This is a genomic window from Tabrizicola sp. (genome assembly GCF_041913445.1).
In the GTDB taxonomy this organism is placed as follows: Bacteria; Pseudomonadota; Alphaproteobacteria; order Rhodobacterales; family Rhodobacteraceae; genus Tabrizicola.
Genome location: NZ_JAYSFG010000003.1, coordinates 182,433 through 206,116, shown reverse-complemented (window position 1 = coordinate 206,116; position 23,684 = coordinate 182,433). Strand labels below are relative to the sequence as shown.

Sequence of the window (23,684 nt, the reverse complement as noted above, 5' to 3'; positions counted from 1 at the left end):
TCTCCGGACCCTCCTTAACGGAAGCTTGCGGCAGGTTCAAACAGGCATCTCGGCAATCGGCGGCCCGCTGACAGGTCTTTGATTTGCGCCCAAGTCACAAAGCCGCTATATGCGCGGGAAAAGACAGCCTTTGAGGAGTATCAGCATGGCGAACGGTCCGATCAACCGTCGCGCGGTCCTGGGTGGAGTGGTTGGCGCCGCCGGTCTGGCAGCCCTGCCGTCCTTCGCACAGGATGGCACCACCGAATTTGCCCAGCCGGCCTCGGCGTCGGTGCGCAACAACATCTCCAGCTTCCGGATGCTGCAGTGGCGCGACTACTTCGACAACCTGCGGAACGGGGCGATCCTGGCCGACACCACCTCGCGCGCCCTGCACTTCTGGTCCGAGGATGAGTCGATCTACCGTCTCTACCCGACCTCGGTCCCGCTGTCCGAAGAGCTGACCCGCCGCGGTCTGACCTCGGTCGTCCAGAAGGTCGTCAACCCGACCTGGCGCCCGACCGCCTCGATGAAGGAACGCCACCCGGAATGGCCCGACGTGGTCGAAGGCGGCGCACCGGACAATCCGCTCGGCTCCCGCGCGCTTTATCTCGGCTGGACCTACTACCGCGTCCACGGCACGCACGACACCCGCAAGATCGGCCGCCGCTCGTCGAACGGCTGCATCGGTCTTTACAACGAGCACATCGAAGAGCTCTACGAATACGCCAAGGTCGGCACGCAGGTCCGCCTGATCTGACCGACGGACTTTTCTGCGATTGGGGGACCGCAGCCGATCCGGCCTGCGGTCCCTGTCATTTCAGCCCAGCAGATCGCGTCTCAGCCGGTCGAAGATCGCCACGCCCTGCGGGATCAGCGCATCGGGAAAGTCGTAGTCCGGGTTGTGCAGGGCGGGCAGGGTCTCTCCCGACCCCAGAAGAAACATCGCCGACCGCGAGACGCTGCCGAAGAGCCCGAAGTCCTCGGACGCGCGCATCGGCAGGCCGCGGCTGTCATGCCGCAGTCCCAGCGCATCCAGCGCCTTGGCGATGGCCGCTGCCGCCTCGGGGTCGTTGGTGCAGGCCGCGAAACGGTCGTGGTGGCTGAACTCCACCGCCAGCCCATGCTGTTCCGCCAGATGGCGCGCCTGACCCATCACATCGTCCCGCAGTGCCGCCATGTCGGCATCGGCCAGAGTGCGCAGCGTCAGCCACAACTCACCCTCGCCGGGCGTGACCCCGAAGGCCGGCGCCCCCATCCGCGCATGGCACAGGCTGACCAGCCGGAACCCCGGCCCCAGCGCCCCGCCCGGACCGGCGGCCATCGCGGCGGGCATAAGCGCGGCCAGTGCCAGGGCAGGCGATACCCCGGTATCGGGGGCCGAGGCATGGGCCGTGCGCCCCCGGAACACCACCCGCAACCCCTCCGAGGCGCAGTTGGCCGCTCCCGGCGCAATCACCGCATGTCCCAGGGGCATCCCGGGCATGTTGTGCAGCGCAAAGGCCCAGTCCGGACGGATCCCGGCAAAGCGCGGGTCCGCCAGCACTGCCGCGGCACCGGACCCGTCCTCCTCCGCCGGCTGGAACATCAGCACCACCCGGCCCCGCTTCGGTCCATCGCGCGCGATCAATCGCGCAAGTCCCAGCAGGATCGTCGAGTGCCCTTCGTGCCCGCACAGATGCGCCGTGCCCGGCACGCTGGACCGATAAGGAGCCTCGGACAACTCTTCGATCGGCAGGGCGTCCAGTTCCGACCGGAAGAGGACGGTCGGCCCCGGTTCCGTCGCCTCCCACACCGCCGCGACGCCGTGTCCGCCAAGCCCTGTCAGGATCTGGTCGGGGGCCAGAGGCTGCAGCGCCGCCACGACCTCGGCGGCTGTCCAGGCCTCCCGCCCGGACAGCTCGGGATGGCGGTGCAGGTGGCGGCGGAACTCGGTCAGCTCGGCGATATCGCTGTTGGTCAGGCGCATGGTGTCCTCCATCCCGCCAGCATCGCCCCCACCGTCCGCCTCGGCAAGGCGTAACCGTCTAGTCCAGCTCGATCCAGACCGGGGCATGATCGCTGGCCTTCTCCCAGCCCCGCACGTGCCGGTCCACCCCCGCCGCCTTCAGCCGCCGCCGCAGGTCGGGAGAGATCAGCAGGTGATCCAGTCGCAGCCCGGCATCCCGCCCCCAGGCGTTCCGGAAATAGTCCCAGAATGTATAGATCCGCTCTCCCGGATGCAGGTGACGCAGGCAATCCGTCCAGCCTTGCTCCAGCAGAGCCGCATATTCCGCCTGCACTTCGGGGCGGAACAGGGCGTCCTTCTTCCAGCGTTCCGGCTTGTAGACGTCAAGCTCGGTCGGCATGACGTTGTAATCCCCCGCCAGCACCACCGGCACCTCCTGACGCAAAAGGTCCGCCGCATGGTCGCGGAACAGGTGGAACCAGTCGAGCTTCGCCGCGAACTTCGGCCCCGGCGCCGGATTGCCGTTCGGCAGGTACAGCCCCCCGATCAGCACCCCGCCCACCGCCGCCTCGATATACCGGCTCTGCCCATCCTCGACCCCCGGCACGCCCCGCCGCGTCTCCACCGGCTCGCGGCCCTTCGCCAGGATCGCCACCCCGTTCCAGCTTTTCTGCCCCTGCCAGATCGCCCCATAGCCTGCGGCCTCGGTGGCCTTTGCAGGAAAGCGGTCCGTCTTCAACTCCTGCAGGCAGACAACGTCGGGGGAGGCCTCCTCCAGCCAGCGCAGCAGCACCGGCAAGCGCCCGTTGATCCCGTTGACGTTGAAGGTGGCGATCCGCATGGGCTGAAAACGCCCGCCGAAGCCGCACGGTTCCGGTCGGAGGCAGGGTTAACAAACCCCTACCGTCCGCGAGCATCTATCTGATTCAGCTAGATAATCCGAAAATGTCCACCGTGGACAGATCACCCCTTCCGGGGCAGCCACCCGCCCAGGTTCTCCTCGATCACCGCGACCAGCGCCTGAATATGGGCCTCGTCATCGTTCAGGCAGGGGATATAGGTGAACTCCTCGCCCCCCGCATGTTCGAAGGCCTCCCGGATCTCCCCGTTGATCTCCTCCAGCGTCTCGATGCAGTCCGCGGAAAAAGCCGGCGCCATCACCGCGATCCGCTTCTTCCCCTGCTTCGCCAGCTCTGCCACATGCTCGACCGTATAGGGCCGCAGCCATTCTTCGCGCCCGAAGACCGACTGGAAGGTCGTGTCGATCGATCCCTTCTCCCACCCCAATCTCTCCCTCAGCAACCGCGAGGTCTTTGCGCACTGGCAGTGATAGGGGTCGCCCTCCATCAGGTAGCGCTTCGGCATCCCGTGATAGCTTGCCACCAGCACGTCGGGCCGGTGATCCAGCTTCGCATAGGCCGCCTCCACCGACTTCGCCAGCGCGTCGATATAAAGGGGGTGGTCGAAATACTCCGCCACGGTCCGCACCGCCGGCTGCCGCTTCTCCTTCATCAGCGCCCGGAAGAACTGGTCGTTCGCAGTGGCCGAGGTCGCGCCGGCGTAGTGGGGGTAAAGCGGGAAGAACAGCACCTTCTCGCACCCCGCCTCGACCATCGCCCGCACCTTCGCCTCGGTCGAGGGGTTGCCGTAGCGCATGCAGAAGTCGACCATGACCTCCGCCCCGTGCCTTTCTGCCATCATCGCCGCAATCGCCGCGGTCTGGGCCTTCGTGATCGTGAGAAGCGGGCTTTCGTTCAGCTCCTCGTTCCAGATCAGCTTGTAGTTCGCCCCGCTGGTGAAAGGCCGCCGGGACAGGATGATCAGCTGCAGAAGCGGCTGCCATTTCCAGTCCGGGATGTCGACCACCCGCTTGTCCGACAGGAACTCGTTCAGATAGCGCCGCATCGACCAGTAGTCGTAGGCGTCCGGAGTGCCGAGGTTCGCCAGCAGCACCCCGATCTTCGCTTGCCGCACGGGCGGATGGTTGGCGGGCGCATGGGCAAGGCGTCCCTCGCCGGGATTGACGACGGTCCCCGTCACGGCAGTGCTCCGGGCATCCAGCATGGTGTTCTTCCCAATGGTTCAGGACGGGACATAAGGGGTTGGTTGGCGGGGTCAACCGTCTTTGGGCAAAGGCTTCTCGGGAACCCCCAGCGCATCCGCCAGCCTCGCCTTGGCCGAGCCGGGTCGCAACGGCTGCTGCTGGCTTTCATGCGGGGCCCAGCCGGTCAGGACCACAAGCTCGGCCGTGGCGGCCAGTCGGCGATCGGGGGTGCTGTAGCTATCCGCGTAGATACGGGCCGCTTCCGTCAATACGGACCGCCCCGTGAAGCGGCGAAGTCGCGACTGGAGCGCGTTGGTTTCCCCGGCGGCCCGCAGGTCGGCCAGCAGGGCTGGGAAGCTGCGATACTCAACCGTCTGCTGCAGGCTGTCCGCGACGGGCAGCGCAAACCCCGCCCGCTGCATAAGCCCGCCAAGATCACGGATCTCGCCCATCGGGACCACCCGGGGCGAGAGGCCGCCCCTCACTGCCGCCTCTGCCTCGGCCAAAGCCGCACGGAGTTCCTGCAGGCTGCGGCCCCCCGGCAGGACCACGAGGCAAAGACCGTCGGGCTTCAACGCCCGGCGGCATTGCACAAGCTGGCCCACGGGATCGTTGGCCCAGTGCAGCGCCATGAAATGCACGACAAGATCGTGCGCGACAGGTTCAAGTGCAAGCACCTCGTCGTCCGGGACGACCCTTGCCTCCCGCCAACCCGCGAAAATCGAAGGGAAACCGGTCACCACGGCTGCAGACGTAAACGATTTGTTAACTTCGCTGAGTCTCTCCTCAAGGTCGGCAAGGGCAAGGCGGTGCAGGAACAGTGCGTCCTCATGCCCGGGCAAAGCTTGGGCACGGGCACGGTGGCGGGCCAGCGCCTCGCGGTCGGTCAGGGTCGGCGGTTGGGTCATCGCCGGGACATTAGGGGTGCGGGATGGGATTGCAAGGCGCGCTACAGCTTCTTTACCCGCCGCAATGCATCTCCTGTTCCGAACCGGTGCAGTCCGACTTCGGCCTTTGCGCCGATTGCTGGCGTGAGACACCCTTCATCTCCGGCCTCGTCTGCGACCAGTGCGGGCTGCCGCTGCCCGGTCAGGATGCCAGCGAACGCGCGCTCTGCGATGACTGCATGACGATCGCCCGCCCCTGGGACCGTGGTCGCGCCGCGCTGATGTATGACGAGAACGGACGACGCCTGGTCCTGGCGCTGAAGCACGGCGATCGGATGGACCTTGCCCGCCCCGCCTCGGGCTGGATGCTGAAGGCGGCGCAACCGATCCTGCGTCCCGGAATGCTGGTGGTGCCGGTCCCGCTGCACTGGATGCGGCTGTTCCGCCGGCGCTTCAACCAGGCCGCGCTTCTGTCACGGAACATCGCCAAGGCCGCCGGGCTGGAGCATTGCCCCGACGCCCTGATCCGGCGACGGTCCACCGGCAACCAGGACGGCAAGACGCGGGAGGCCCGCTTTGCGAACCTGGTCGATGCCTTCGCTGTCCCGAAGTCGCGGGAACGGCGTGTCCGGGACCGTGAGATCCTGCTTGTCGACGACGTCATGACCTCGGGGGCGACCTTTGCGGCGGCAAGCGAGGCGCTTTTTGCGGCAGGGGCCCGCTCGGTTTCCGTGCTGGGGCTGGCACGCGTTGCGAAAGGCGGCTGAACCCCTGTAGACTGGCGCGGAAGAGGAATCCGCCATGCGCCCGGTCGAAATCTACACCACGCCGTTCTGCCCCTACTGTCATGCCGCCAAGCGGCTGCTGCAGAAGAAGGGGGCCGATTACACCGAGATCGACGTCAGCCAGGACCCGGACCTGCGCGCGAAGATGACCCAGCGCGCCAATGGCCGCCGGACCGTTCCGCAGATCTTCATCGGCGGCCAGCATGTCGGCGGATCGGACGACCTGCACGCGCTGGATTACGCCGGCAAGCTCGACCCGATGCTGGCCGACTGATGCGTGTCGGACTGGTCCAACTGACCGTCACCGATGATCCGGCGGCGAACCTGCCGGTGACCGTGGGGTACATCCGGCAGGCGGTCGCAGAGGGCGCGGGCTTCGTCCTGACGCCCGAACTGACCAACGGCCTCTCGTCCAGCCGCGCCCACCAGCGCAGCGTCTTCCGGCATGAGGAGGACGACCCGACCCTTACCGCCCTGCGGGACGAGGCGAAGGCGGCCGGAATCTGGCTGCTGATCGGGTCGCTTGGCCTTCTGACCCACGACGCCGACGGACGTTTCGCCAACCGAAGCTTCCTCATCGCGCCCGACGGGTCGGTGGCCGCGCGCTACGACAAGATCCACATGTTCGACGTCAATGTCTCGGCGACCGAGGTCTACCGCGAGAGCGAAGGATACCGGCCGGGCACCAGGGCCGTCGTCGCCGAGACGCCCTTTGCCAAGCTGGGCATGACCGTCTGCTACGACGTCCGGTTCCCGGCGCTCTACCGCCGGCTCGCACAAGGCGGCGCGCAGGTCATCACCGTTCCGGCGGCCTTCAACCACATCACGGGTGCCGCGCATTGGGAAACGCTGCTGCGCGCCCGGGCCATTGAGACCGGATGCTTCGTCCTTGCCCCCGCGCAGACCGGCTTCCACCCGGAAACCAACGGCAAGGGCCGGAAGACTCACGGCCACTCGCTGGCCATCGCCCCCTGGGGAGAAATCCTCGCCGATGCCGGGACCGAGCCGGGCGTGACGCTGGTGGACCTGGACCTGGGCGAGGTCGGGAAGGCGCGGGGCAGGGTGCCCTCGCTGAGCCACGACCGGGACTTCGACGGGCCATGAGCGCGGAAAAGGCCGACGACATCGCGGTCGCGCTGTTTGGCGAGCTGTTCATGGCCGACCAGCTGGCGCGGAACCGCATCTCGAAGGTCCTGCCCCGGGGGATGGAGCTGTCGCATTTCAGCGTCCTGAACCACCTTGCGCGCGTCAACGACGAACGCACCCCCGCGCAGCTTGCCCGGTCGTTCCACGTCACGCGCGGCGCCATGACCAACACGCTGACCAAGCTGGAATGGGCCGGCCACGTCCATATCCGCCCCGACTGGGAGGACGCGCGGCAGAAATTCGTCGCGATCAGCCCCTCGGGCCGGGCCGCCCGCGAATCCGCGCTGGCCAGCGTCGTGCCGCTGATTGCCGAGGTCGTTCAGGCCGTGGGCGCCGACCGGGTGCGCGCGCTGCTGCCCGTGCTGCGCGAGTTGCGGATCAAGCTTGAGGGTTGACCCTTCGGGTCACGACCGGAATGCCATAGCCAGCGGCTTTGACGCCCTGCGCAACGGAACGCCCTTGCCCTGCCCTGGGGTTCTTCGCATAACTTGGGACATCATCCCAAGAACCGGTCGCCATGCAGCCTTCCTCCCGCCTTCTTGCCTCGCTTGCCCTGGGCACCGCGCTGGTCACCGTTCCCGCCCTGGCCGAGATGTCCGGCACGCTGAACCTGAACGGCGCGACTGGCCTGATCGACATGCCCTCGGGCGATGCGCAGAAGGATGCGACCTTCTCGTTCTCGACCTCGCTCATCGGGCCGATCACCCGTGCGACGGTGAGCTTCCAGTTCTCGGAGCGCCTGTCCGGCTCGTTCCGCTTCCAGACCTGGCGGTACGACGCTGGCGATGAAAGCGATCGCAGCATCGACCTGCGCTACCAGGTGCTGAAAGAAGGCAAGATCGCCCCGGCGCTGACCATCGGGTTGCAGGACCTGACGGGGAAGGGGCTTTACTCCTCGGAATATGTCGCGGCGACGAAAACCTTCGGGGACAAGGTGAAGGTCACTGCCGGCCTCGGCTGGGGCCGCCTGGGGACGGATGGTGGCATCGGATCACCCTTCGGCAGCCGGCCTCCGGTCGACCCGACGGGCGTTCCCAACACCGACCAGTGGTTCCGCGGCGAGGCGGCACCCTTCGCGGGCGTCGAATACAAGGTCAACGACAACTGGACGCTGAAGGCCGAATACTCCTCGGACGCCTATGTGCTGGAGGAGACGGGCGGGCTGATCGAACGCGATAGCCCCTTCAACTTCGGCATCGAGTACCAGCGCAACCCGTATATGCGCTTCGGGGCCTATTCGCTTTATGGCTCGGAATTCGCCCTGGCCTTCCACATCACCCTGGACCCGAAAAGCCGCGCCACGGGCGGGATCGTCGGGAAGGCCCCGGTCGCCGTCAAGGCGCGCCCCGCCCGCGCCGCCGACCCCGAGGCCTATGACGGCGGCTGGGTCACCCAGCCTGACGCCGGGCCGATCCTGCGCCAGAACCTGGCCAAGCGGCTGGCCAAGGACGGGATCGCGGTCGAGGACCTGGCCTACACCGCCGACACGGTGCAGGTCCGCATCCGCAACGGCCGGATCGACGCCGGATCGCAGGCCATCGGCCGCACGGCACGCGCGCTGAGCCACGTCATGCCCGCCTCGGTCGAGGTGTTCGAGATCGTCCCGGTGGTGAACGGCATCGGCGTCTCGAAGGTCACCATCCGCCGCAGCGACCTTGAGGCGCTGGAATACACCGCCGACAACGCCAGCCTGCTGCGCGAACGGATCACCGTGACCGATGCAGGCCCCGCTCCGGCCTGGTCGATCGGCGATGAAGAGCTTTATCCCAAGTTCCGCTGGAGCCTGCGGCCCGTCGTCCGCCTGTCCGAACCGATGGAGGGTGACGTCGGCCTGCGCCTTCAGGCCAGCTACGACATGGCCCCGGGTTGGGTGCTGTCCGGTTCGGTCTACAAGGAGATCGCCAGCAACCGCGAGCTTTCCACCTCGACCTCGACCTTGCCGCGCGTCCGCACCGACGGGTCGCGCTACACCGAATTCGGCGACCCCGCGCTGGAGAAGCTGACCCTGGCCTGGTTCGCCCGCCCGGCGGAAAACCTCTACTCCCGCGTGTCGGTCGGCTATCTGGAGCGGATGCACGCGGGCGTCTCGGGCGAGCTTCTGTGGAAGCCGGTGGACAGCCAGCTCGCCCTCGGGGCCGAGCTCAACTACACCAAGCAGCGCGACACCGATGGTGGGCTGGGCTTTGGCGAATACGACTACGACGTCATGACGGGGCATGTGTCGGCCTACTATGATTTCGGCAACGGCTATCTCGGCCAGCTGGACGTGGGCCGCTACCTGGCCGGTGACGTGGGGGCCACCCTGTCGGTGGACCGCGTGTTCGCCAACGGCTGGCGGGTCGGCGCCTTCGCCACGGTCACCGACGTCAGCGCCGAGGAGTTCGGCGAGGGCGGCTTTGACAAGGGCGTTCGCATCACCATTCCGTTCAACTGGGCGCTGGGCAGCGATACCCGCCGCGGGTTCGACCTGACCTTCCGGCCCAGCGGCGGCGACGGCGGCGCGCGGCTGAACGTCGACGACCGGCTTTACCAATCCATCCGCGACTATCACACCGATGGTCTTGATCCCGACTGGGGAAGGGTCTGGCGGTGAAGCAGATGAAATCGTCGCTGGCGGGGCTTTTTTGCCTGGCCCTGCTTGCCGGCTGCGGCAACGACCGCGCGCCGAACCCCCTGGCTGCGGCGGTGGGCGCTGCCGCGAAAACCGGGATGGCCAAGCTGAAGGGCAAGAGCGACGCCACCCCGGCCAACCCGGCCCAGGCCCCGTCGCCCCAGGACCTGCGGGCCGAGCTTGCGAAGGCAGGTCAGCCGATCCTTCTCGTCTCGTCCAAGACCCTTGGCCAAACCGGGTTCCTGGGTGTCAGCGACGCGAAGGGGGGCGTGCTGACCTGGGCCACGCCCGACGGCGCGACCTTCACCCAGCGCGACGGTGTCTTGATCCAGACCCGAGGCCTTGGCTTCGACCTGATGTCGGCGCAGGTCCCCTCGGTCGGCCAGCTTCTGCGGACCGGAACGCCCTATGAACGGGTCTACTTCTTCCTCGGCCCCGACGACCAGGGCACGCGGCGCACCTACACTTGCGTCACCAGCCCCGTCGGCCGCGAAAGCATCGACGTCCTCGCCCGCAGCCACGCGACCACCCATGTGACCGAAACCTGCACCCGGAGTTCCGGCGGCGGGAAGGTCACCAACGAATTCTGGATCGAGGGCACAACGATTCGCCAGTCGCGCCAATGGGTCAGCGCCGGACTGGGTTACGTCGACTTCGCGCGCGTCATCGACTGACCATCTGGCGGAATTCGCCCGTTTCCAGGCTGATCCCTGGAAAAGTGCTGCAAAATGCACGCATTTTTAGGTATTCTTTACCTGTCTCGCGGACAGATGTTTGCGGGACGGGTCACATGCCTATCCTGAGCACGGCACGTTGCTGAAAGGAGGGTCGTCATGAAATCGCTGTTCGCCGTCGTCCTTTCCGTGGCGCTCGCCCTGCCGTCGCTGGCCGGTGGGCCGGTCGTCGTGGTCGAAGAGCCTCCGGTGGTCGTCGAGGAAAACCCGTCCTCCGGCAAGGGCTTGCTGCCCTGGCTGATGGTGCCCTTGGTTCTGTGCGTCGTGATGTGCGGCGAAGAGGATGCCGAGTAACGGTCTAGTAGTCGTTTTCCAGGAACACCCCGATCCCGGTCTCGCCATCCGCGCCGACACGCCCCTTGACCGTGACCCCCTCGCGCAGGTCGAGGTTCAGGTTGATCTGGCTCTTGCCCTCCTGGTCGATCTCGATCTCGGTGTAGATGTTTTCGGACAGGTATTTCCCCGCCTTCAACGCCGCCGATCCATCCTCGGTCGTGGTGATGTCCAGGTCATCCAGCCCGAAGTTGCGCCGCAGATTCCCCACCACGCCTTCGCCGCTGCGGCCTGCGAGGACGGCCACAGCATTGGCAAGCTGCGCCGCCTGCAGGGCCGAGATCTTGTCCAGCCCGCGCCCGAACAGCAGTTGCGCCAGCACCTCTTCCTGCGGCAGTTCGGGTGATGAGGCGAAGCTGACCACCGGATCGTTCGCCGGTCCCTCGACGGTCACCGTGCTGGTGATCCCGTCATTTTCCGTGCTGGCCGCAACACTGATCTGCGGGATCAGGCTTCCCTCCAGGCTAAGGTCGGCGCGCGACAGGACCAGCCGCCGGCCCAGGATATCCAGCCGCCCCCGGATCAACTGGAAACTGCCCGAGGGGAGGACGTTCTCGGTCGTGCCCAGCAGCCGCACCGAACCGCCCAGTTCCGCGTCGATCCCCCGGCCGCGAATGAACACCTGCGACGGGGCCGAGATCGTAACATCTAGCGCAATCGGTCGGGCCTGCTCGCGACCCTCACGGCCACCCGCCTCGCCAAGAAGACCCGCTTTCCGGCGCGTCTCGCGGACGGCCCCAGGCTCGCGCGCATGGCGGATGTCCATCAGCGCGGCGGCCGAGCTGAAGCCCGAGGCCGGGACCCGTATCTCGGTTTCCGAAAGGGACAGCGCGCCGGACAGAAGCGCACCGCCCTGCAGCGGGCCGCGCAGGGACAGCGTGCCGCTGACCCGGGTGTCATAAAGCTCCGGATCGTACAGGCGCAGCGCGTCCAGGGTCAGGGCAAGGTCGGCATCGCGAGCGCCCGTCAGCTGGATCGGCCCATCGACCCGCAGCCTCCCACCCGAGGACAGTGCCGACGTGGCCTGCAACCGCAGGCTTCCCCCCTGCAGGTTGCCAATCGCCTCGACCCCCTGCAGTGACAGACCCAGGTTCGGGTCCACGATCCGTCCGTCCGACAGCGTCACCCGCCCCGACAGCGACGCCAGCGTCAGGGGGCCGTTCAGCCGAAGGTCATAGCCGATGTTCCCCGACGCCGACCGCGGCGCGATGAACAGGTTTGCCAGCCCCGCCGCCCCCGAGCCCCGGATCTCCAGATCCGCCGAGCCGAAGCCATTGGCAATCCGCCCCGTAACCGTGGCCCGGATCTGCCCCGGTCCCGCGCCCGAAAGGTTCACCGCATAGCCCGAGGCATCCTGCGTGGCTGTCCCATCAAATGTGAGCGGTCCCTCAAGTTCCGGAACGATCAGGCCAAGGTTGGCCAGCCGTGCCTCAAGCTCGATCCGCCTTGTATCGCCGGTGATTTCGCCGGCAGCCGTGGCGGAAAGCTGCGGGTTCGCCAGCCGGGCCGACTGCACCTGCAGCGCCCCGTCCTTCACCCCAAGATCAAGCTCCAGCCGGCTTTCCCCGGCTAGCAACCTGTCGGCCTGGGGGCTACCCACCCGCAGCGACCGCCCCGTACCGGTCAGCTGCACGCGACCATCCTCGGGCCGGCCGGTGAAGCTCCCCTCCAGGGCCAGCGCCCCGCCATAGCCCGGTCCCAGAACCGACAGGTCGTCCAGCCGGACCGTTCCCGCAAGGTTGGACCCTTCGCTCGACAATGTCCCGTCCGCTTTGGCCGTCAGGCCCCCCGCCACCAGGTCCAACCGACGCAGCACTGTCCCGCCCTCGTCCCGCCGGATCGAGGCGGACAGGGTGGACCGCTCCGCCAGCAGGCGATCCAGCTGCGGCACGTCAACCTGCAGACCCGTTCCGTCGAAGGCCAGGTCCAGGTCGAAGAAGCCTGAAAGCCGGCTGGCCGATCCGCTGGCCACCAGCGTCCCCGACCCGCCCAACTGCCGCCCCGCCAGACCCGAGAAACGCGCGAAATCCTCAGCCCGCACGGTCAGCTTGCCGCTGGCGAGGAAGGCGTCCTCCAGCCCCTCGACCTTGACCGCTCCGGTCCCGGTCAACCCTGCGCCCTCCAGCCGGATATCCGAAAGCTGCAGCGCCCCGGCGCCTTCCTGCAGGAACATCCGCAGCGAGCCCGCGATCTCTGACCCAAGAGCCTGCGCCAGCGCCGGATCGGTCGGCGCGATCCCCGAAGCCTTCAGCGCCAGCGTCCCGCCAAAGCTGTTCCCGGCCGAGGTCCGGCCGATCCGGCCCGATCCGGTCAGCTCCGCCCGCGCAAGCTTCAGGTCCGGGCGGTCCAGGCCTTCCACCACGGCTTCGCCCGACCAGCCCTCCCGCCCCGGCTCGGTCCGCAGGTGGAAGTCCGCGCGGGTGATCAGGGTATCTGCCGCGAAGGGCAGCCCGACCGGCTCGCCATCGGGGGCGGCGAGCGTTCCGGTCACATCGAACCATTCCGGCAGACCGTCCGCGGCAATCTCGGCCGTGCCGCCCAGGGCTAGCGAGCGCGCCGACAGGTCGAACCGGTCGACCGTCGTCCGCCCCGCCGCTGTCCGCCGCGCGTCCAGCTTCAGGGCAACCTCGTTGCCGAAGAACGCCACCTGGTCCGGCGCAAGCAGCGGCGCAAGGTCGCCCGCAAGGTCTGCGATCAGGCGGTGGCCTGACGGCTCGGCCTCTTGGACCTGGACCGATCCCTGCAGTCGCTCCGCCCCGTCGGTCGCAAGCACCACATCCGCCAGGAAATCGTCGATCGTTCCCTCGCCCTGCACCCGAAGCGAGGCCGAGGGCCGCCCCGGCACGCCAAGCAGGTTCACCACGATCCCCTCGGCATCCTCTTCAGCGACAAGGTCCAGCACCAGGGCCCGCGTGGCATTGGAATAGGAGGCATCCAGCGTGATCTCGCCCTGCGGCCCCTCGCCCAGGCGGATGAGGTCCAGCTTCGCCTGCCCCTCGCCCCCCGACAGCTGCAGCGAGGCTTCCAGCGTCCCGGCGACCGGCTGGCCCAGCACCTCCTCGGCCAGCACGATCCGTTCGGCAGCCACCCGGTCGACGCTGACCGAGACCGGCAGTTCCGGCAGGCTGAACCCTGAAGCCTCGACCTCTGGCGTGCCATCGTCCGTCTCGGGCAGGCGCGCGACGATGATCTCTTCCGCGGAAAGCTCGCTGACGTTCAACTCGCCCGAGAACAGGGCCGACCGGCTCCAGTCCAGCACCACCCCGTTCAAGGTGATCCAGATGCCCTGGTCGTCCGCGATGGTCAGCTGTTCGATGGTCGCCCGCGACGATAGCGCACCGGCAAAGCCCGTCACTGTCACCTGCCGCCCCGCATCGGACAACGTGTCCTCAAGGAACGCAGTCAGGTAGTCGCGGTCGTCCTCCTGCGCCCAGGCGAGGCCGGGGACCATGCAGGCCGCGATCAGAAGCGCCCGCCGCATCAGAAGGACTGCCCCAGGCCGACGTAGATCTGCACCCCGTCGCCTGTCCTGCCGCTGATCGGCGCGGCGACGTCCAGCCGGATCGGCCCAAGCCCGGTGTCATAGCGCAGCCCCAGCCCCGCCCCCGCATGCGAATCGCTGAACCCGCCGGTGAAGCCGTCCAGACCGATGCTGCCCCAGTCCACGAAGCCCACAACGCCGATCTTGTCGCTGACCTTGGCGCGAAGCTCGAGCGAGGCCCCCAGGAAATACTTGCCACCGATCTGGAACTCCGGCCCGAAGCCGCGCAGGACCGGGATCCCCAGCGACCGGTAGGGCTGACCCCGCACCGTTCCTCCGCCGCCCGAGAAGAACAGGTCGTCGCGCGGTGTCTCAAGCAACGCCGACCCCAGAACCGCGCCCGCTTGCGCCCGGGCGGCCACGACGAACCGGCCCGGCTCACCCAGACTGCGGTAGACCCGGCCGTCCACGGTTGTCCGCAGGCCGGACCCCGTGGTGCCGAAGCCCAGGAAGGGCTTGGCCGTCGCATCCAGGTAGAAGCCGCGCGTGGAATCGTTGCGGTTGTCCCGCTTGTCCCAGGTCACGCCGATGGGCAGCGACAGGTTGCGGAAGGTGAAGTCCCCGCCGGGGTCGGTGCCGTCCTGGTAATCGTAGGTCAGCCCGGCCCGCGCCGTCAGCTCCTCGGAAAAGATATGCGAGAACTGCAGCCCGAACGAGACCGAATCGAGCGAGTAGTCGATCTCGTCCAGATGCTCGAAGCCCAGCACCAGACCGGCGGTCGTGTCAGGCGTCAGCGTGGCCGGCCGGTCAAGCGTGACCTCCAGCGCATAGTCGATGCCGCTTTCGCCCGACCCGATGTTGGTCACCTCGGCCCCGATCCCCAGCCGCTCACCCCCGCCCATAAGGTTGCGGTGGATCCAGGACCCCGTCAGCGACACCCCGTCCAGACTGGCGATCTCGACCCCGAAAGAATAGCGCCGCGGCTTCTGCTCGACGACCGTCGCTGTGATGCCCAGAAGGGCCGGTGCGGTGACCGCCTCATCCTCGCTTAGCGCCACCGAAGAAAAGATCCCCGTCCGCCGCAACCGCGTCTCGGCCCGACGCAGCTCGGTTTCGCTGAAGGTCTCGCCCTCGGGCAGGCCCGCGATCTTGCGGATCCGCTGCTCCCGCATCCGCTCTTCGCCGGTGATCTCCAGCCGTCCGAAGCGCAGGCGCGGCCCCGGGTCCAGACGGACATCCGCGTCCAGCCGCCGCGCCGCATGGTCGGCCACCACCGCCTCGGACGCCACGAAGGCTTTCGCGTGGCCGGTCTCGCGCCAGGCGGTGATCGCCACGTCGACAGCCGAGGAGACGGCGCCGCTTTCCGCCACCGCCCCGGACCTGAATTCCGCCGGCAGTTCTGTCTCGGGCGCCAGCGGAGCCACCCGCGCCACGCCGAAGCGGAAGGGTGGGCCCGGGTCCACCTCGATCCGGATCGTGGAAATCGACGTCGGTGCCTCCAGCGCCGGGATCGCAGCGGCCTCGCGTCCGTCGATGCGGATCCGGACCACCACCGAATAGTGCCCCTTCGCATAAAGCGCTGCCAGAATGCGCGAATAGTCCGATCGCGCGGCCGCCAACAGGTCCTGCGGGGCGGTTTGGCCCTGCACCTGCAAGGCCCGCACCTGGGACGCGCCCTGTACCGCCTCGGTCAGATCCTCCGACCCGCCCGCGACGACGACGTCCAGGCGGTCCAGCGCAAGGGCCGGCGCTGCGGCCCACAAGAGGGCCGCCGCGACGACCCCCCGCAACCGCTTCACCTCAGGCCCGGAGCCCATTCCGCCATCCCCTTTATCGGCACATGCCGGACTATTGCAGCTTGTGTCGACCCCTTCAATCAGAGGAAACCGGCTGGGCGGAGTTGGGTTCCGCCCCGCGCGCGTCCAAGGTTCCTGTTGCAGACTCGGGTGAAGGCGCCTATATGCACCTCAACAGCTGCTTCAGGGTCCAAACCTGAAGCGACCGAAAGTCACGGGCGGGCCGCTGGGTCCGCTTTTTTGTTTCTGGACTCCATGACCGATCTCGTCGCCAAGACCGCCATCGACCGTCGCCTTGCGGACATCGTCCAGCCGGTGATCGAAGGGCTGGGATTTGAACTCATCCGCCTGCGGCTGATGGGCGGCAAGACGCGTGTCCTTCAGATCATGGCCGACCGTCCCGATGGCGGCATCGGCGTCGACGAATGCGGCGACATCTCTACCGCCGTCTCGGCCGTCCTCGACGTGGAAGACCCGCTCGAAGACAACTACGTCCTCGAAGTCTCCTCCCCCGGCATCGACCGGCCGCTGACCCGGCTCAAGGACTTCGAGATGTGGAAGGGCTGGGAGGCCCGGGTGGAGACCACCGAACTCATCGACGGCCGCCGCCGCTTCAAGGGCGACCTCGCTGGCGTGGAGGGCGAAGAAGTCCTCATCACCATCGAGGAAGGCGGCGAGGACGTGACCATCGGACTCCAGTTCGACTGGCTGTCGGACGCCAAGCTGATCCTGTCCGACGCGCTGATCACCGAGATGCTGCGCCAGAAGAAGGTGGCCGAGCCCACGGACGGCCAGTTCGACGAGATCGAAGAGATTGACGGGGACGAGGATGAAGATCCCACCCCCGAGACGAAACACTAGGGAGTAGACCCGATGGCAATCACCTCTGCCAACCAGCTGGAGCTTCTGCAGACCGCCGAAGCCGTGGCCCGCGAAAAGATGATCGACCCCGACCTGGTGATCCAGGCGATGGAGGACAGCCTCGCCCGCGCCGCCAAGTCGCGCTACGGGGCCGAGATGGACATCCGGGTGAAGATCGACCGCAAGACCGGCCGCGCCTCCTTCTCCCGCGTGCGGACGGTGGTCGAGGATGACGCGGTGGAAAACCACCACGCCCAGATCACCGTAAAGCAGGCGAAATCCTACCTCGCCGACCCGCAGATCGGGGACGAGATCGTGGACGAGGTCCCGCCCGTCGACCTCGGCCGCATCGCCGCGCAGTCCGCGAAGCAGGTGATCCTGCAGAAGGTGCGTGAGGCCGAGCGTGACCGCCAGTTCGAGGAATTCAAGGACCGCAAGGGCACCATCATCAACGGCGCCGTCAAGCGCGAGGAATACGGCAACGTCATCGTCGACATCGGCCGGGGCGAAGGCATCCTGCGCCGGAACGAGAAGATCGGCCGCGAAGCCTACCGCATCGGCGACCGCATCCGCTGCTACATCAAGGACGTCCGCCGCGAACCACGCGGCCCGCAGGTCTTCCTCTCGCGCACCGACCCGCAGTTCATGGCCGAGCTCTTCAAGATGGAAGTGCCGGAAATCTATGACGGCATCATCGAGATCAAGGCCGTCGCCCGCGACCCGGGCAGCCGTGCCAAGATCGCTGTCATCAGCTACGACAACTCCATCGACCCGGTCGGCGCCTGCGTCGGTATGCGTGGTTCGCGCGTTCAGGCCGTGGTGAACGAACTCCAGGGCGAAAAGATCGACATCATCCCGTGGAACCAGGACACCGCGACCTTCCTCGTGAACGCGCTGCAGCCGGCCGAAGTTTCCAAGGTCGTCTTCGACGAAGAGGCCGGGAAGATCGAAGTCGTGGTCCCGGATGAGCAGCTTTCGCTCGCGATCGGCCGTCGTGGCCAGAACGTGCGCCTCGCCTCGCAGCTTACCGGTCTCGACATCGACATCCTGACCGAGGCCGAAGAATCGCAGCGCCGCCAGGCCGAATTCGCCGAACGCACCAAGCTGTTCATGGATTCGCTCGACGTTGACGAGATGATGGCCCAGCTCCTGGTCGCCGAAGGCTTCACCAACCTGGAAGAAGTCGCCTACGTGGAACTCGACGAGCTTCTGTCCATCGACGGCTTCGACGAGGACACGGCTGCCGAGCTCCAGGCCCGCGCCCGCGACTACCTGGAGGCGGCCAACGCCAAGGCGATGGAAAACGCCCGCGCAATGGGGGTCGAGGACAGCCTGGTGAACTTCGAAGGCCTGACGCCCCAGATGCTGGAAGCGCTGGCCAAGGACGGGATCAAGACGCTGGAAGACTTCGCCACCTGCGCCGACTGGGAGCTGGCTGGCGGCTGGACCACGGAGAACGGCCAGCGCAAGAAGGACGAAGGGGTCCTCGAAAAGTTCGACATGTCGCTTGAGGAAGCGCAGACCCTGATCATGACCGCCCGCGTGATGCTGGGCTGGGTCGACCCGACCGAGTTGGAGCAGCCCGAAGAAGAGGGTGTTGAAGACGAGGAGGCCGAGGCCTGATCTCAGGCCTCGGGGTTACGCGCAATGACGCGCGGCGGCCGGGAAAAGGACAGGGACGAACCCGAACGCAAGTGCATTGCGACCGGGGAAAGCCAGCCGAAGGCGGGTCTGATCCGCTTTTGCCTGGGTCCTGACGGGCAGATCGTCCCGGACGTGCTGGGCAAGCTGCCCGGCCGGGGCATTTATGTCTCGGCCGACCGGGCTGCCATCGACAAGGCGGTGAAGAAGAACCTCTTCTCCCGCGCCGCCCGGCAACCGGCGAAAGCGCCCGAGGGTCTGGCCGATCTGGTCGAAACTCTGGTGGCTCAGCGCACGATTGATCTGTTGTCGATGGCCCGCAAGGCCGGGGACGCGGTGACGGGCTACGAGAAGGTGAAGGACTGGCTGGTCAAGGGCACGGCGGCGACGCTGATCCAGGCCAGCGACGGGTCGGAACGGGGCAAGACGAAGCTGCACGCGCCGGATGGCGCAAACGGCTTCATCGGCTGCCTTTCGGCTGGGGAAATCGGTTTGGCATTCGGGCGCGAACGTGCGATACACGCCGCGCTTGCCGCTGGTGGACTCAGGACTCGTGTTGTAGAGGAAGCGGCAAAACTCGCCGGACTGCGTGGGCATTTGCCAACCCAGTCGGACGGGGATGACGGCGGCGAGACCGCCATGAAGGATACGAAGAACGCATGAGCGATACTGACGGCAAGAAACCTCTTGGCCTTGGGGGCGCGCCCCGTTCCGGACAGGTGAAGCAAAGCTTCAGCCATGGCCGGACCAAGAGCGTCGTGGTCGAAACCAAGCGCAAGCGCGTGGTGGTGCCCACTCCGGTGAAACCGGGGGCGCCTGGCGCTGGCACGGCCTCGGCCGCGACCAACCTTGGCGATCCGTCGAAACGCCCCGCAGGCATCTCGGACGCCGAGATGGAGCGTCGTCTGGCTGCCCTGCGTGCCGCCAAGGCGCGTGAGGTGGAAGATGCTGCCCGCCGGGCCGAGGAAGACAAGGCCCGCGAGGAAGAGCGCGCCCAGCGCCGTGCCGAGATCGAGGCGAAAGAGCGCGAGGATCGCGAACGCGCGGAAGCCCTGCGCCTGAAGGCCGAGGAAGAGGAACGCGCCGCCAAGGCCGAAGCCGCTGCCCGGATCGCCGCCGCCGAGGCCCGCAAGGCCGACGTGCTCGGCACCCGCGCCCGGTCGGCCACGCCGCCGCCCGCACCGGCCAAGCCGGCCGACCGCGCCGCGCCCGCAGCGCCCGGAGCGACCGAGGATGCGCGCGGCCCGGCTTCGGCCAAGCCCGGCCTGCCGACGCCGCGCAAGACCGACCGTGAAAAGGACGACCGCGCCGACCGTGGTGCCAAGCGCGGTGGCGACGAAGGCCGCCGCTCGGGCAAGCTGACCCTTTCGGACGCCATCTCGGACGAAGGCGGCCGCCAGCGCAGCCTTGCCGCGATCAAGCGCAAGCAGGAAAAGGCCCGCGCCAAGGCGCTGGGTCTGGGTCACAAGGCCGAAAAGCAAAGCCGCGACGTGCAACTCCCCGAGACCATCGTGGTTTCGGAACTGGCAAACCGCATGGCTGAACGGGCCGCCGACGTGGTCAAGGCGCTCATGAAGATGGGCATGATGGTCACGATGAACCAGGCCATCGACGCCGACACCGCGGAACTCGTCATCGAGGAATTCGGCCACAAGGCCGTCCGCGTGTCCGACGCCGACGTCGAACAGGTCATCGACACCGTCAAGGACAGCGACGACAGCCTGCTGCCGCGTCCCCCGATCGTCACGATCATGGGCCACGTCGACCACGGCAAGACCTCGCTTCTGGACGCGATCCGCAAGACCTCGGTCGTGTCGGGCGAAGCCGGTGGGATCACCCAGCACATCGGCGCCTACCAGGTGAAGACGCCGAACGGCCAGCTGGTGACCTTCCTCGATACCCCCGGCCACGCGGCCTTCACCTCCATGCGCTCGCGCGGGGCCCAGGTGACGGACATCGTGGTGCTGGTGGTCGCGGCCGATGACGCCGTGATGCCGCAGACGGTCGAGGCGATCAACCACGCCAAGGCCGCCAAGGTCCCGATGATCGTGGCGATCAACAAGATCGACAAGCACGAGGCGAACCCGACCAAGGTCCGCACCGACCTTCTCCAGCACGAGGTCGTGGTCGAAGCCATGTCCGGTGACGTGCAGGACGTGGAAGTCTCGGCCAAGACGGGCCTGGGCCTGGACGACCTCCTGGAAGCCATCGCGCTGCAGGCCGAAGTCCTCGAACTCCGCGCCAACCCGAACCGGGCGGCGTCGGGGGCGGTGATCGAAGCCAAGCTGGACGTGGGCCGCGGCCCCGTGGCCACCGTGCTCGTGCAGAACGGCACGCTCCGCAAGGGCGACATCTTCGTCGTCGGCGAACAGTGGGGCAAGGTTCGCGCGCTGATCAACGACAAGGGTGAGACCATTGCGGAAGCCGGACCTTCGGTTCCGGTCGAGGTGCTGGGTCTCTCCGGCACGCCTTCCGCCGGTGACACGCTGAACGTCGTCGAGACCGAGGCGCAAGCGCGCGAGATCGCCGACTACCGGATCAAGACCGCCAAGGACAAGCGCGCCGCCGCAGGGGCCGCGACCACGCTGGAACAGCTGATGGCCAAGGCCAAGGCCGACCAGTCCGTCGCCGAACTGCCGATCCTGATCAAGGCCGACGTCCAGGGCTCTGCCGAAGCGATCGTCCAGGCGATGGAGAAGATCGGGAACGAGGAAGTCCGCGTCCGTGTGCTGCATTCGGGCGTCGGTGCCATCACCGACACCGACGTTGCCCTGGCCGAGGCGTCGAAGGCCCCGATCATCGGCTTCAACGTCCGCGCCAACGCGACGGCTCGGGCTTCGGCCACCCAGAAGGGCGTCGAGATCCGCTACTACTCGATCATCTACGACCTGGTCGACGACATCAAAGCCGCCGCCTCGGGCCTTCTCAAGGCCGAAGTGCGCGAGACCTTCATCGGCTATGCGAAGATCCTCGAGGTCTTCAAGGTCTCGGGCGTCGGCAAGGTGGCGGGCTGCCTTGTCACCGAGGGCGTGGCGCGTCGTTCGGCGGGCGTGCGCCTCTTGCGCGACAACGTGGTGATCCACGAGGGCACGCTGAAGACGCTGAAGCGCTTCAAGGACGAGGTGAAGGAAGTCATCTCGGGCCAGGAATGCGGTATGGCCTTCGAAAACTACGAGGACATCCGTCAGGGCGATGTCATCGAGATCTTCGAGCGCGAGGAAGTCCAGCGCACGCTGGACTGACCGCGACCGTCAGCAAAGAAAAAAGCCGGGCAATCTGCCCGGCTTTTTTTCGGTCCAAAGGGTCAGAGCGGACTGCGCACCAAGGGGATGGGCGAGCCGATGAATTCCCGGCTGCCGTCGCTGACGACGATGCGTCCATCCGACAGGCTGCGCACCAGCACGCCCTGAACCTGGATGCAACTTCCGATCTGGATTGTTCTCAACATGCTGCGGCTCCGTCGGCTCTACCTGAGGTTGTGCCGAGTTAAATCCCGAAAGCGGGGCTCTGTCACGGCAAAACCCACAGTATCAAAGCCAGTCCCGAAGAATGGGTATCAAAGGTAGATCGGCGGGTGGCATCGGATAGTCCCTCAGCCGGTTCGGAGCCACCCAGGCCAGCGTCTGGCCCTCGGTCGCGCGGACGATGCCCTGCCACTTGCGGCAGGCGAAAAGCGGCATCAGCAGGTGGAAATCATCGTAGCTGTGACTGGCGAAGGTCAGGGGCGCCAGGCAGGACGTCCAGGTGTCGATGTCCAGCTCTTCCTTCAGCTCTCGAACCAGCGCGGCCTCGGGCGTCTCGCCGGGTTCGACCTTGCCGCCGGGAAACTCCCAGAGCCCGGCGAGCGACTTGCCCTCGGGCCGCTGGGCCAGAAGGACGCGCCCGTCGGAATCGATCAGGGCGACGGCAGAGACGAGGACGATCTTCATGTCAGGGGCTTTCGCGGGGTGGAAGCCCGGGGGTTTCACACCCCCCGCAGCCTTGGTTTCTCGAACCAATGGCGCAACCAAGGCTGCACCCGTGGGATACTTGGGCAAAGATGAAATCAAGAGCGGTAGTCGGCGTTGATCTCGATGTAGCGCGAGGTCAGGTCACAGGTCCAGACCGACCGCTTCGACTTGCCCAGGCCGAGGTCGACGGCGAAGACCAGCTCCTGGCCCTGCATGTAGGCGGCGCCGTCCTCTTCCCGGTAGTCCGGGTTCCGCCAGCCATTCTGCGCAACAAGGATGTCGCCGAAGCGGATCGTCAACTTGTCGCGATCCGCCTGGGCGCCGGACTTGCCCACAGCGGCAACGATCCGGCCCCAGTTCGGGTCCTGCCCGGCAACCGCGGTCTTGACCAGCGGCGAGTTGGCGATGGAGAAGGCCACCTTCGCCGCATCCTCGTCCGTCGCCGCGCCGGTGACGCGCACTTCGACCAGCTTGGTCGCGCCTTCGCCATCGCGGACCACTTGCAGCGCCAGATCGCGCATCACGCCGGCCAGCGCGGTCTCGAATGCCTTGAGCGTCGGGCCCTTCAGCTCGGCAGCGGGGGACTGGCCGGTGGCGGCGATCAAAAGCGTGTCCGAGGTCGAGGTGTCGCTGTCCACGGTGATGGAGTTGAAGGTCGCATCCACATTGCGCGAGATCATCTTCTGCAGCTGGTTCGCGCCGATCTTCGCGTCGGTGAAGATGTAGACCAGCATCGTCGCCATGTCGGGCGCGATCATGCCCGAACCCTTGGCAATTCCGGAAATGTGGATCACCCCGCCCTCGCCCTGCACGGTGGCCGCCGCGCCCTTGGGGAAGGTGTCGGTGGTCATGATCGCCTGCGCGGCCATTTCCACGGCGTCTTCCTGCAGCGCGGCCACCAGGTCGGGAACCTTGGCGGTGATCTTTTCGAACGGCAGCGGCTCACCGATTACGCCCGTCGACGAGGAAAACACGCGCGAGGCAGGAACCCCTAGCGCCTCGGCCACAGCGCCCGTGACGGCTGCGACGGCTTCATCGCCCACGCGACCGGTGAATGCGTTGGAGTTGCCGGAGTTGACGATGATCGCCGCCCCCGCGCCGTCCGGGACCTTCATCGCAAGCTTCGCCTGGCAGTCCCGGACGCAGCCGGACCGGGTCGAGGACCGGGTGAACACCCCGGCCATCGTGGTGCCGGGCGCCAGGCGGACCAGCATCACGTCCTTGCGGTTCTGGTAGCGCACCCCGGCCTCGACGGCGGCGAATTCGGCCCCCTTGATCGCAGGAAGCACCGGGAAACTGGCCGGGGCCAGCGGCGATACCGGCTTCAGCGCCTTCTTCGCCGCGACGACCACGTCGCCCACCGCCTCGGACACCGCCTCGGCCACGGGACCCGCGGCCGCAGTCAGGCTGTCCTTCAGCTTGCGGACCTTCTTCTTCAGCGCCTTTGCTTCGGCCTTCCAGTCAGTCTTTGCCATCGCCGTCCCCCAG

At 67.2% G+C, this 23,684-nt stretch carries 21 protein-coding genes; 12 read left to right on the top strand and 9 right to left on the bottom strand.

Annotation, left to right across the window (positions count from 1 at the left end; all coding sequences use genetic code 11):
• The first annotated feature begins 145 nt into the window (after positions 1 to 145).
• A complete protein-coding gene (locus ACE3Q6_RS05165; RefSeq protein WP_374429348.1) occupies positions 146 to 739 on the top strand; it encodes a L,D-transpeptidase in 594 nt (197 codons plus the stop codon).
• Between the two features lie 60 nt (positions 740 to 799).
• Here the strand turns inward: ACE3Q6_RS05165 and ACE3Q6_RS05160 are convergent, their stop codons facing one another.
• The 4 genes from ACE3Q6_RS05160 to ACE3Q6_RS05145 form a co-directional block, all read right to left on the bottom strand.
• A complete protein-coding gene (locus ACE3Q6_RS05160) occupies positions 800 to 1,960 on the bottom strand; it encodes an amidohydrolase (RefSeq protein ID WP_374429346.1) in 1,161 nt (386 codons plus the stop codon).
• A 46-nt stretch (positions 1,961 to 2,006) separates the two neighbouring features.
• Entirely contained in the window at positions 2,007 to 2,768 is a 762-nt protein-coding gene (gene xth, locus ACE3Q6_RS05155) for an exodeoxyribonuclease III (protein ID WP_374429344.1), read from the bottom strand.
• A gap of 122 nt (positions 2,769 to 2,890) precedes the next feature.
• On the bottom strand, positions 2,891 to 3,991 hold the full coding sequence (hemH, locus tag ACE3Q6_RS05150; RefSeq protein ID WP_374429341.1) for a ferrochelatase: 1,101 nt from the start codon (positions 3,989 to 3,991) through the stop codon (positions 2,891 to 2,893).
• A gap of 51 nt (positions 3,992 to 4,042) precedes the next feature.
• The gene (locus tag ACE3Q6_RS05145) at positions 4,043 to 4,879 is read right to left on the bottom strand and encodes a methyltransferase domain-containing protein (RefSeq protein ID WP_374429338.1); all 837 of its coding nucleotides are present in this window, start codon (positions 4,877 to 4,879) and stop codon (positions 4,043 to 4,045) included.
• Between the two features lie 23 nt (positions 4,880 to 4,902).
• Between ACE3Q6_RS05145 and ACE3Q6_RS05140 the strand changes: the two genes are divergently transcribed.
• From ACE3Q6_RS05140 to ACE3Q6_RS05110, 7 genes are all read left to right on the top strand, one after another.
• Positions 4,903 to 5,625, top strand: coding sequence for a double zinc ribbon domain-containing protein (locus tag ACE3Q6_RS05140; RefSeq protein WP_374429336.1), 723 nt, complete (start codon positions 4,903 to 4,905; stop codon positions 5,623 to 5,625).
• Between the two features lie 34 nt (positions 5,626 to 5,659).
• A complete protein-coding gene (grxC, locus tag ACE3Q6_RS05135) occupies positions 5,660 to 5,917 on the top strand; it encodes a glutaredoxin 3 (protein WP_374429334.1) in 258 nt (85 codons plus the stop codon).
• Positions 5,917 to 6,747 carry a carbon-nitrogen hydrolase family protein gene (locus ACE3Q6_RS05130; RefSeq protein WP_374429332.1) on the top strand — a complete coding sequence of 277 codons (831 nt, stop codon included), beginning with the start codon at positions 5,917 to 5,919 and terminating at the stop codon, positions 6,745 to 6,747. The genes grxC and ACE3Q6_RS05130 overlap by 1 nt, the downstream gene beginning before the upstream one ends.
• Positions 6,744 to 7,184: a MarR family winged helix-turn-helix transcriptional regulator gene (locus tag ACE3Q6_RS05125; RefSeq protein WP_374429330.1), complete on the top strand. Its 441-nt coding sequence runs from the start codon at positions 6,744 to 6,746 to the stop codon at positions 7,182 to 7,184. The genes ACE3Q6_RS05130 and ACE3Q6_RS05125 overlap by 4 nt, the downstream gene beginning before the upstream one ends.
• 122 nt (positions 7,185 to 7,306) lie before the next feature.
• Positions 7,307 to 9,382: a YjbH domain-containing protein gene (locus ACE3Q6_RS05120; protein WP_374429328.1), complete on the top strand. Its 2,076-nt coding sequence runs from the start codon at positions 7,307 to 7,309 to the stop codon at positions 9,380 to 9,382.
• 5 nt (positions 9,383 to 9,387) lie between these two features.
• Positions 9,388 to 10,074, top strand: a complete 687-nt coding sequence (locus ACE3Q6_RS05115) for a YjbF family lipoprotein (RefSeq protein ID WP_374429326.1) — start codon at positions 9,388 to 9,390, stop codon at positions 10,072 to 10,074.
• 159 nt (positions 10,075 to 10,233) lie between these two features.
• Positions 10,234 to 10,428 carry a hypothetical protein gene (locus tag ACE3Q6_RS05110; RefSeq protein ID WP_374429324.1) on the top strand — a complete coding sequence of 65 codons (195 nt, stop codon included), beginning with the start codon at positions 10,234 to 10,236 and terminating at the stop codon, positions 10,426 to 10,428.
• A gap of 4 nt (positions 10,429 to 10,432) precedes the next feature.
• On the opposite strand, the gene ACE3Q6_RS05105 is transcribed toward ACE3Q6_RS05110, so the two are convergent.
• Positions 10,433 to 13,948, bottom strand: coding sequence for a translocation/assembly module TamB domain-containing protein (locus ACE3Q6_RS05105; RefSeq protein ID WP_374429322.1), 3,516 nt, complete (start codon positions 13,946 to 13,948; stop codon positions 10,433 to 10,435).
• Positions 13,948 to 15,765 (bottom strand): autotransporter assembly complex family protein, encoded by a 1,818-nt coding sequence (locus ACE3Q6_RS05100; protein ID WP_374429319.1) that lies wholly within the window; start codon positions 15,763 to 15,765, stop codon positions 13,948 to 13,950. The genes ACE3Q6_RS05105 and ACE3Q6_RS05100 overlap by 1 nt, the downstream gene beginning before the upstream one ends.
• A gap of 234 nt (positions 15,766 to 15,999) precedes the next feature.
• Here ACE3Q6_RS05100 and rimP point away from each other — a divergent pair, with 234 nt between their 5' ends.
• The 4 genes from rimP to infB are packed head-to-tail and all read left to right on the top strand — an operon-like array spanning position 16,000 to position 21,488.
• Positions 16,000 to 16,605 (top strand): ribosome maturation factor RimP, encoded by a 606-nt coding sequence (gene rimP, locus ACE3Q6_RS05095; protein ID WP_374429317.1) that lies wholly within the window; start codon positions 16,000 to 16,002, stop codon positions 16,603 to 16,605.
• Between the two features lie 12 nt (positions 16,606 to 16,617).
• A complete protein-coding gene (nusA, locus tag ACE3Q6_RS05090; protein WP_374429315.1) occupies positions 16,618 to 18,228 on the top strand; it encodes a transcription termination factor NusA in 1,611 nt (536 codons plus the stop codon).
• A 24-nt stretch (positions 18,229 to 18,252) separates the two neighbouring features.
• Positions 18,253 to 18,909, top strand: a complete 657-nt coding sequence (locus tag ACE3Q6_RS05085) for an RNA-binding protein (protein ID WP_374429313.1) — start codon at positions 18,253 to 18,255, stop codon at positions 18,907 to 18,909.
• Positions 18,906 to 21,488 (top strand): translation initiation factor IF-2, encoded by a 2,583-nt coding sequence (gene infB / locus ACE3Q6_RS05080; protein WP_374429311.1) that lies wholly within the window; start codon positions 18,906 to 18,908, stop codon positions 21,486 to 21,488. Before ACE3Q6_RS05085 ends, infB begins: the two co-directional genes overlap by 4 nt.
• A 62-nt stretch (positions 21,489 to 21,550) precedes the next feature.
• Here infB and ACE3Q6_RS05075 read toward each other — a convergent pair whose 3' ends face one another.
• From ACE3Q6_RS05075 to argJ, 3 genes are all read right to left on the bottom strand, one after another.
• A complete protein-coding gene (locus ACE3Q6_RS05075; RefSeq protein ID WP_374429309.1) occupies positions 21,551 to 21,694 on the bottom strand; it encodes a hypothetical protein in 144 nt (47 codons plus the stop codon).
• An 82-nt stretch (positions 21,695 to 21,776) separates the two neighbouring features.
• Positions 21,777 to 22,175 (bottom strand): (deoxy)nucleoside triphosphate pyrophosphohydrolase, encoded by a 399-nt coding sequence (locus tag ACE3Q6_RS05070; RefSeq protein WP_374429307.1) that lies wholly within the window; start codon positions 22,173 to 22,175, stop codon positions 21,777 to 21,779.
• A 116-nt stretch (positions 22,176 to 22,291) separates the two neighbouring features.
• A complete protein-coding gene (argJ, locus tag ACE3Q6_RS05065; RefSeq protein ID WP_374429305.1) occupies positions 22,292 to 23,671 on the bottom strand; it encodes a bifunctional glutamate N-acetyltransferase/amino-acid acetyltransferase ArgJ in 1,380 nt (459 codons plus the stop codon).
• Positions 23,672 to 23,684: the final 13 nt, after the last annotated feature.

Coding starts and splice junctions, on each gene's coding strand:
- ACE3Q6_RS05165 (WP_374429348.1), top strand. CDS start 146: ATGGCGAACGGTCCGATCAACCGTCGCGCGGTCCTGGGTGGAGTGGTT.
- ACE3Q6_RS05160 (WP_374429346.1), bottom strand. CDS start 1,960: ATGGAGGACACCATGCGCCTGACCAACAGCGATATCGCCGAGCTGACC.
- xth (WP_374429344.1), bottom strand. CDS start 2,768: ATGCGGATCGCCACCTTCAACGTCAACGGGATCAACGGGCGCTTGCCG.
- hemH (WP_374429341.1), bottom strand. CDS start 3,991: ATGCTGGATGCCCGGAGCACTGCCGTGACGGGGACCGTCGTCAATCCC.
- ACE3Q6_RS05145 (WP_374429338.1), bottom strand. CDS start 4,879: ATGACCCAACCGCCGACCCTGACCGACCGCGAGGCGCTGGCCCGCCAC.
- ACE3Q6_RS05140 (WP_374429336.1), top strand. CDS start 4,903: ATGGGATTGCAAGGCGCGCTACAGCTTCTTTACCCGCCGCAATGCATC.
- grxC (WP_374429334.1), top strand. CDS start 5,660: ATGCGCCCGGTCGAAATCTACACCACGCCGTTCTGCCCCTACTGTCAT.
- ACE3Q6_RS05130 (WP_374429332.1), top strand. CDS start 5,917: ATGCGTGTCGGACTGGTCCAACTGACCGTCACCGATGATCCGGCGGCG.
- ACE3Q6_RS05125 (WP_374429330.1), top strand. CDS start 6,744: ATGAGCGCGGAAAAGGCCGACGACATCGCGGTCGCGCTGTTTGGCGAG.
- ACE3Q6_RS05120 (WP_374429328.1), top strand. CDS start 7,307: ATGCAGCCTTCCTCCCGCCTTCTTGCCTCGCTTGCCCTGGGCACCGCG.
- ACE3Q6_RS05115 (WP_374429326.1), top strand. CDS start 9,388: ATGAAATCGTCGCTGGCGGGGCTTTTTTGCCTGGCCCTGCTTGCCGGC.
- ACE3Q6_RS05110 (WP_374429324.1), top strand. CDS start 10,234: ATGAAATCGCTGTTCGCCGTCGTCCTTTCCGTGGCGCTCGCCCTGCCG.
- ACE3Q6_RS05105 (WP_374429322.1), bottom strand. CDS start 13,948: ATGCGGCGGGCGCTTCTGATCGCGGCCTGCATGGTCCCCGGCCTCGCC.
- ACE3Q6_RS05100 (WP_374429319.1), bottom strand. CDS start 15,765: ATGGGCTCCGGGCCTGAGGTGAAGCGGTTGCGGGGGGTCGTCGCGGCG.
- rimP (WP_374429317.1), top strand. CDS start 16,000: ATGACCGATCTCGTCGCCAAGACCGCCATCGACCGTCGCCTTGCGGAC.
- nusA (WP_374429315.1), top strand. CDS start 16,618: ATGGCAATCACCTCTGCCAACCAGCTGGAGCTTCTGCAGACCGCCGAA.
- ACE3Q6_RS05085 (WP_374429313.1), top strand. CDS start 18,253: ATGACGCGCGGCGGCCGGGAAAAGGACAGGGACGAACCCGAACGCAAG.
- infB (WP_374429311.1), top strand. CDS start 18,906: ATGAGCGATACTGACGGCAAGAAACCTCTTGGCCTTGGGGGCGCGCCC.
- ACE3Q6_RS05075 (WP_374429309.1), bottom strand. CDS start 21,694: ATGTTGAGAACAATCCAGATCGGAAGTTGCATCCAGGTTCAGGGCGTG.
- ACE3Q6_RS05070 (WP_374429307.1), bottom strand. CDS start 22,175: ATGAAGATCGTCCTCGTCTCTGCCGTCGCCCTGATCGATTCCGACGGG.
- argJ (WP_374429305.1), bottom strand. CDS start 23,671: ATGGCAAAGACTGACTGGAAGGCCGAAGCAAAGGCGCTGAAGAAGAAG.